General features: G+C 60.9%; 6 protein-coding genes. All 6 read left to right on the top strand.

Annotated elements, in window-relative coordinates; all coding sequences use genetic code 11:
• Positions 1-1,422 (top strand): HAD-IC family P-type ATPase (locus tag ABHR76_RS09135; protein ID WP_346977461.1); only part of this gene is annotated, 1,422 nt, incomplete at its 5' end.
• A 103-nt stretch (positions 1,423-1,525) separates the two neighbouring features.
• Positions 1,526-2,665, top strand: coding sequence for a zinc ribbon domain-containing protein (locus ABHR76_RS09130; protein WP_346977459.1), 1,140 nt, complete (start codon positions 1,526-1,528; stop codon positions 2,663-2,665).
• 107 nt (positions 2,666-2,772) lie between these two features.
• The gene (locus ABHR76_RS09125; RefSeq protein WP_006236059.1) at positions 2,773-3,315 is read left to right on the top strand and encodes a peptidylprolyl isomerase; all 543 of its coding nucleotides are present in this window, start codon (positions 2,773-2,775) and stop codon (positions 3,313-3,315) included.
• A gap of 11 nt (positions 3,316-3,326) precedes the next feature.
• Positions 3,327-4,631 carry a tetratricopeptide repeat protein gene (locus tag ABHR76_RS09120; RefSeq protein ID WP_346977457.1) on the top strand — a complete coding sequence of 435 codons (1,305 nt, stop codon included), beginning with the start codon at positions 3,327-3,329 and terminating at the stop codon, positions 4,629-4,631.
• Positions 4,632-4,758: 127 nt separating this feature from the next.
• A complete protein-coding gene (gene mreB / locus ABHR76_RS09115; protein WP_006236061.1) occupies positions 4,759-5,790 on the top strand; it encodes a rod shape-determining protein in 1,032 nt (343 codons plus the stop codon).
• A gap of 21 nt (positions 5,791-5,811) precedes the next feature.
• On the top strand, positions 5,812-6,704 hold an 893-nt coding region (gene mreC / locus ABHR76_RS09110; RefSeq protein WP_346977456.1), incomplete at its 3' end, for a rod shape-determining protein MreC.

The following is a 6,704-nucleotide window of genomic DNA, read 5'->3' as shown; positions in this document are numbered from 1 at the left end:
CAGGTCGAGAACCGTGTCGCCGAGCTTGCCGATACCTGCCGCGTGCTCGTGGTGGCGCGCGTGGACGGCTTTACGCCCGATGGCGATATGGTGGGCGAGGCCGAGCCCGTGGGCTTTGTGACCATCCGCGACGAGATTCGTACCTCGGCGGCCGAGACCATCGGCTACTTTAACGAGCAGGGCGTGACCCTCAACGTGATCAGCGGCGACGACCCGCGTACAGTGTCGTCGATCGCGCGCGTGGTGGGCGTGCCGGGGGCGGACGCTTATGTGGACGCCACGACGCTCGATACGCCGGCCAAGCTCGATGCCGCAGTGGACCGCTACCATGTCTTTGGTCGTGTGACCCCGCAGCAGAAGCGCGAGCTCGTGCAGGCGCTCAAGCGCCGCGAGCACACCGTGGCCATGACGGGCGACGGCGTCAACGACGTGCTGGCGCTCAAGGAGGCCGACTGCTCCGTGGCCATGGCGGCTGGCTCCGATGCCGCACGTAACGTGGCCGAGATCGTACTCGTCGACAACGACTTTGCCTCGATGCCCGCCGTGGTGGCCGAGGGCCGTCGCTCCATCAACAACCTGCAGCGTTCGGCCTCGCTGTTCCTGACCAAGACGCTGTTCTCGATGGGCCTGGCGGCGCTGTGCATTGCACTGCCGCCGTACCCCTTCGAGCCCATCCAGATGACACTCATCAACTTCTTCTGCATCGGCGCGCCGGGCTTTGTGCTGGGTTTGGAGCCCAACAATGCTCGCGTGAAGGGGTCATTTTTGACGAACGTACTCAAGCGTGCGCTGCCGGCGTCGATTGCAGTCATTTTGGCTGCGGCGCTCGATATCTTTGTGGCGCGCGTGTTTGGCTTTAGCCAGCTCACGCTGTCTACGATGTGCCTGCTTACGTCGTGCGCGGCGAGCGTCAGCCTGATCTGGCACATCTCGCAGCCTCTCACGCCCTTACGTGTGGTGCTCTTTGTGTTTGTAGTCGCCGGCATCCTGGTGGGCGTTATCGGATTCCCGGAGCTGCTGTCTATTGCCAACCTGTCGATAGGCCAGATGGTTATCTTGGCTGTCATCGTGATCTTTACCTGCTCGGTGTTCTTTAAGCTCGCCACGATGATGGATTCGCTCAAGCCGCGTCGTCGTCATGCCGCAACTGGTTTTGGCCGTGGTGTGCGCGTTCACCTGGGTCGCGGTGGCGGCAAGGTGAGCTCGACGGGTTCGACGGCCGAGCGTTTTGCCAAGCGCGTCGCCGCCGACATGGCGCAGCGCCGCGAAGATCGCACCGCTCGCGAGGCCGAGGCCCGCGCACTTGAGGGCGTGGCCCAGGCCCAGCCCAAGAAAAAGAAGAGTACCGGAGCCAAGCGCTCTCGCGTGACCAAGTCCGCCCAAGGCATCAAAGTCTCGATGCCAAGCAAAAAGAAGAAGTAGCTACGCGCCCTGGCGATGTTGAATTGGTGCCTTGTTCCTGTGGGGCCGTGGCGATGTTATGCTCTAACCTCGATTGTTTGAATTGCTTCGAAAAGAGGATGCCGTGATCTGCCCGCATTGCCTTAAGACTATCGAGGACGGCGCCTCGTTCTGCCCCTACTGCAACGCCTATGTGGGTCCGGGCGATGGTCCCGAGCACACCGAGTTCGTGTTCTGTGAGGGCTGCGGTGCCCGTCTTTCTCCACATGATCGTACGTGCCCCAAATGCGGACGCCCCGCTCCGGGTATCCTCTCCGAGGATGCGGCCGCATCCGACCTGGCAGCGGGCCGCACGGCGGGCTTTCCGCGCCTAACGCAAGAGCAGATCGATACCGAGGTGCCTCATGCGCCGGCCTCTGCCGCTGCGGTGCTCTCAGACGCCGCCGACCCCAATGAGACCTGCGTGCTGCCGGCTTTCGATAAGGATTTCGGTATTCCCAAGGTCGATATTCCCACGCCGGTTTCCCTGCACGACGATGCTCAAAAACCCAAGCGCAAGGTGCATCCCGACGAGGACGCCTATCACAAGCACAAGCGTCATATCCCCAAGCCGCTTATTATCATCGCGGTCCTTGCCGTCGTGTGCGGTGGTGCGTATTGGTTCGTGACGGCCGATCCCATGGGTGTCATGCCTGGCTTCTATGACCAGTTTGGCCAGGCCGCGCAGACGACCTTCCCCACGCGCCAAAAGGGCGAGGCGACTGAGGACGATACCAAGCAGGACGATTCTGCCGAGGTGGTCCAGGAAGATACCGTGCTGACCGATGACCAGCTCTACACCAAGCTCGACAGCCTGTATCAGACCATTGTGTCGTACAACAATGATCAGATCGGCGAGGTCATCGATTCCTTTAACAACGGTTATCTCCGAACGCCGCTGTCCACCCGTCAGGAGCTGTCGCAGAGTGCCTACGCCCTGCGCGACCAGATCAAAAAGACGCAAGATGAGCTTAACAACCTTAAGTATCAGGACGATACGGTCTATGCGGATGACATCGCCCACTTAAAGCAGCTTGCCGAGTGGATGTATGAGCGCGTCGACGTAATCTGCCAGAGCTGGGATATCTCGCTGGCCATTCCCGATGGCGAGTCGATGAGTTCCCACCAAAGCGAGATCCTGGCGCCCATCGCACAGGGCGGCAACAGCGCGCTGAATCAGTACGACGCCAACGTGGGCTCCTGGAAGCCGCAGCAGCGTTCCTAAAATTAGTTCGCCATAGTCGGCATAACCTACGTGCGCAATTGATGTAAGCGCATGCTTATTGCTACAATTCGTACAAATATGCTTTAAACGCACGAGGAAGGAACCACATGTTTGGTTTTAAGAAAGAGCTCTACACGCCCGAGTATCAGCTTGCCGGCGACGAGTGCGCCGTTATCGAGACGTCGAAGGGTACCATCAAGGTCAAGTTTGACGGTGAGGGCGCTCCCATTCATGTCGCGAACTTCTGCGAGCTTTCCACGATGGGTTTCTATGATGGCCTTAAATTCCATCGCTATGTGCCCGGTTTTGTCATCCAGGGCGGCGACCCCAATACCCGCGATATGTCCGGCGCTGACGTCGCTGCCGGTCTTGAGGGCCCCGACGGCATGCCCGGTACCGGTGGCCCCGGCTACTGCATCAAGGGCGAGTTTGCCACCAATCCGCGCAACAGCCATGTCGATGGTGCCCTTGCCATGGCACGCTCCATGGACCCCGATTCCGCGGGTTCGCAGTTCTACTTCTGCTTGGGTGCCCAGCATAACCTCGATTCCGGGTACACCGTCTTTGGTACCACGGTCGAGGGTCTCGATGTGATTTCGCAGCTGCGTGCCGGCGACGAGATCGTCCATGTCGAGATCGTTCACGAGTAAAGGGGACTTCCTTGAATAGCCAGCTGATCCAACAGGGCCGCGCCGCTTACCGCGCGGGTGATTTTTCCGCTGCAGCCCAGATGCTTGGGGCGGCAAAAACTCCCGATGAGATTATGGGCGAGGCCGATCATCTTCGTGGCAACGCCTTGATGCACCTGGGCATGTATGCCGAGGCCGCCGAGGCCTATGCCGCCGCCCTCAACGACGGCACCTATGGCAAGCGCGGCGCGCTGCTCACCAACCGCGGCAAGGCACTCGCCGCCGTGGGCGACTACACAACGGCCGCTCAGGCGTTCTCTGCTGCTACGCAGGATGCTTCCTATGCCACGCCGTTCAAGGCCTATCTGGGCTTGGGTAACGCGCTGTTCCAGTCGGGCGACTATGCCAACGCGGGTACTGCCTTCCGTCAGGCCGCCATCGACGGCGCCAATCCGGCCCCTGCCGCCGCGCTCGGCGAGCTCGGTCGTTGCTTCATTAAGCTCGGCCGTCCGGCGGATGCCGTGGAGACCTACCGCACGGCTATCGACTTTGCCGGTCCCCGCGACGACACGCGCGCGCTCAACGCTGGCATGGGTCAGGCGCTTTCTGCCGCCGGCCGTCCCTCCGACGCACTCGACGCCTTTAACGCCGCTACTGCCGATGGCATCTACCAGCTCACCTCCGAGCAGGCCGATGAGCTTGCCCGCGTGCACGATTCGCTTGCCGCGCTGTCTGCCCAGACGGCTATGGCCACGGCTCCGGCGCCCGCGATGGACGCTCCTGTCGTCGATCCGCTCGATCCTACGGGCGCGACCGGTCAGTTTATGCCCGATCCCTCGGACACCGGCTTCTTTACGCTGTCCGAGTCCGAGATGGTCCAGCAGGACCGTCAGGATCGTAAGCAGGCCAAGGTCCGTCGTCGCCATCGCCACACGGGTCTTAAAGTCTTCATCGTGCTGCTTCTGCTCATTTTGATCGCCGCGGGCGGTCTGGGCTTTGCCTACACGCGCGGCTTTGGCTTCCCGTCCCAGGAGTCTGTCGTTACCGATCTGTTCCAGGCTGCCGGCGACGGTGACACCGCAAAGGCCGAGTCTTGCCTGGCCTCGAGCCTGTCCGAGGACGCCAAGTCGATGATCATCTCCTCGATTCCGCAGGGTGCCACCGTGTCTGTCGAGGGCATGGATCAGTCCATGACCGAGACGACCGCCAAGGTGAAGGCATCGCTGTCCAAGGGCGGCGAGCAGGAGTACACCGTCAAATTCGTGCGCTCCGACAACCATATCGGCTGGGCCGTTTCCTCGCTCGATATGGATTTCTCGGCTGCTGACAACCAGTAGTGACCTTATGGGATTTAGCTTTGCCCGGCGCTTCACCGCAAGTGAGGTGCCGGGCTTACGCTAGTATGATGAGCTAGTAGTTTTCCAGCAATCATCCAACACATCAGGAGTTGCGTTGTTTTCTTTGATGGATATGTTCTTCGGTAGCTATGCGGGCGATCTTGCCATCGACCTCGGCACCGCAAATACGCTTGTCTCCGTGCGCGGCAAGGGCATCGTCATTCGCGAGCCCTCTGTTGTCGCCATCGACAAGAACGACGAGCGCATCCTGGCGGTCGGTATCGAGGCAAAGCGCATGCTCGGCCGTACGCCCGGCAACATCGTGGCCGTTCGTCCCCTGAAGGACGGCGTCATCGCCGACTTCGATGTTACCGAGGCCATGCTCCGCTACTTTATCGACAAGGCTTCCGAGAAGCGCTATCCGTGGACCCCGCGTCCGCGCGTTGTCGTCTGCGTTCCCTCCGGCGTCACGTCGGTCGAGAAGCGTGCCGTCTTTGAGGCCACGATTCAGGCCGGCGCTCGCCAGGCCTATCTGATCGAAGAGCCTATGGCCGCCGCTATCGGCGCCGACCTGCCCGTCGAGGAGCCCACCGGCTCCATGGTCATCGACATCGGTGGCGGTACCACCGAGGTCGCTGTTATCGCTATGGGCGGCATCGTCGTCTCGCAGTCCATCCGTATTGCCGGTGACGAGTTCGATCAGGCCATCCTCACGCACGTTCGCGATGCCTACAACCTGGCCATCGGCGAGCGTACGGCAGAGGACATCAAGATCAAGGTCGGCTCCGCCGTGCCGCTCAAGGACGAGCTCGACGTCGAGGTCAACGGCCGCGACGTGATCACCGGTCTGCCCAAGACCGTGCGCATCGAGAGCGAGGAGATCCGTCGCGCACTCAACAAGCCGCTTGACGAGATGGCCAAGGCCGTCAAGGACGCACTCGATGCCACGCCGCCCGATCTTGCCTCGGACCTTATGTACTACGGCATTTTGCTGACCGGTGGCGGCGCGCTGCTGCGCGGTCTCGACGTGCGCCTGCGCGATGAGACCGGCGTTTCGGTCAACGTCAGTCCTACGGCGCTCGATAACGTCGTTAACGGCTGCGCCCGCGTGCTCGAGGCCAATGCGTTTGATGGTGGCTTCGTCCAGACCAATGCTTAATTTCCAAAAGGTGGATTCCATTTGGCACGATCTTCGGGTTTCTCCACAAATCTGAATACCAAGCGACAATCAACGGGTATGCGCCCGTTGATTGTTTTCAGCCTGATTTCGGTGTTGCTGCTCACGTTTTACATCCGCGAGGGCGAGGCAGGACCGATTCATGCCGTGCGTTCGGGCGTAACGACGATTACCTCGCCGGTGCGCTTTGTGGGTTCGGCTGTGGCGGCTCCCTTCAATGCGATCGGCAACGTGTTCTCTAACCTTACGGCGTCGCAGGACACGCTTGACGAGCTTAAGAAGCAAAATGAGGAGCTGACCTCTAAGGTTGCCGAGCTCTCCGAGGCTCAAAAGACTGCTGAGCGTCTGGAAGGGCTGGTCGGCCTGCAGTCGACCTATAACCTCAAATCGACCGCTGCTCGTATTGTTGGTGCCTCCGGCGATGCCTGGACTTCGACCGTTACCATCGACAAGGGCTCTGCCGACAGCCTTACCATCAACATGCCCGTGACGAGTTCTGCCGGTGTTATCGGCCAGATTATCGAGGTATCGGCCAAGAGCTCTACCGTGCGCTTGATTAGCGACGAGAACTCGGGCGTGTCCGCCATGGTGCAGGACACGCGCGCCCAGGGCATGCTGCAGGGTCAGGCTGACGGCACGCTGCGTCTTGAGTACGTGAGCGTCGACTCCGATGTTAAGGTTGGCGACATCATCGTGACCTCGGGCATCGGTGGCGTGTTCCCCAAGGGTCTACCGCTCGGCACCGTCTCGTCGGTTGAGAAATCGGCAAACGATGTGTACTACACCATTGTGGTGCGCGCTCAGACGACGGCCGAGAACAACGAGGAAGTGCTGGTCATTACCTCGCTGACCGACGAACAGTCGGCCTCGGATGAGGACGTGAGCACGGCCAACAG

The sequence above is a fragment of the Collinsella aerofaciens genome (genome assembly GCF_039752985.1).
In the GTDB taxonomy this organism is placed as follows: domain Bacteria; phylum Actinomycetota; class Coriobacteriia; order Coriobacteriales; family Coriobacteriaceae; genus Collinsella; species Collinsella aerofaciens_BT.
The sequence above is the reverse complement of the archived record's forward strand: the minus strand, read 5'-3'. Positions and strand labels throughout refer to the sequence as shown.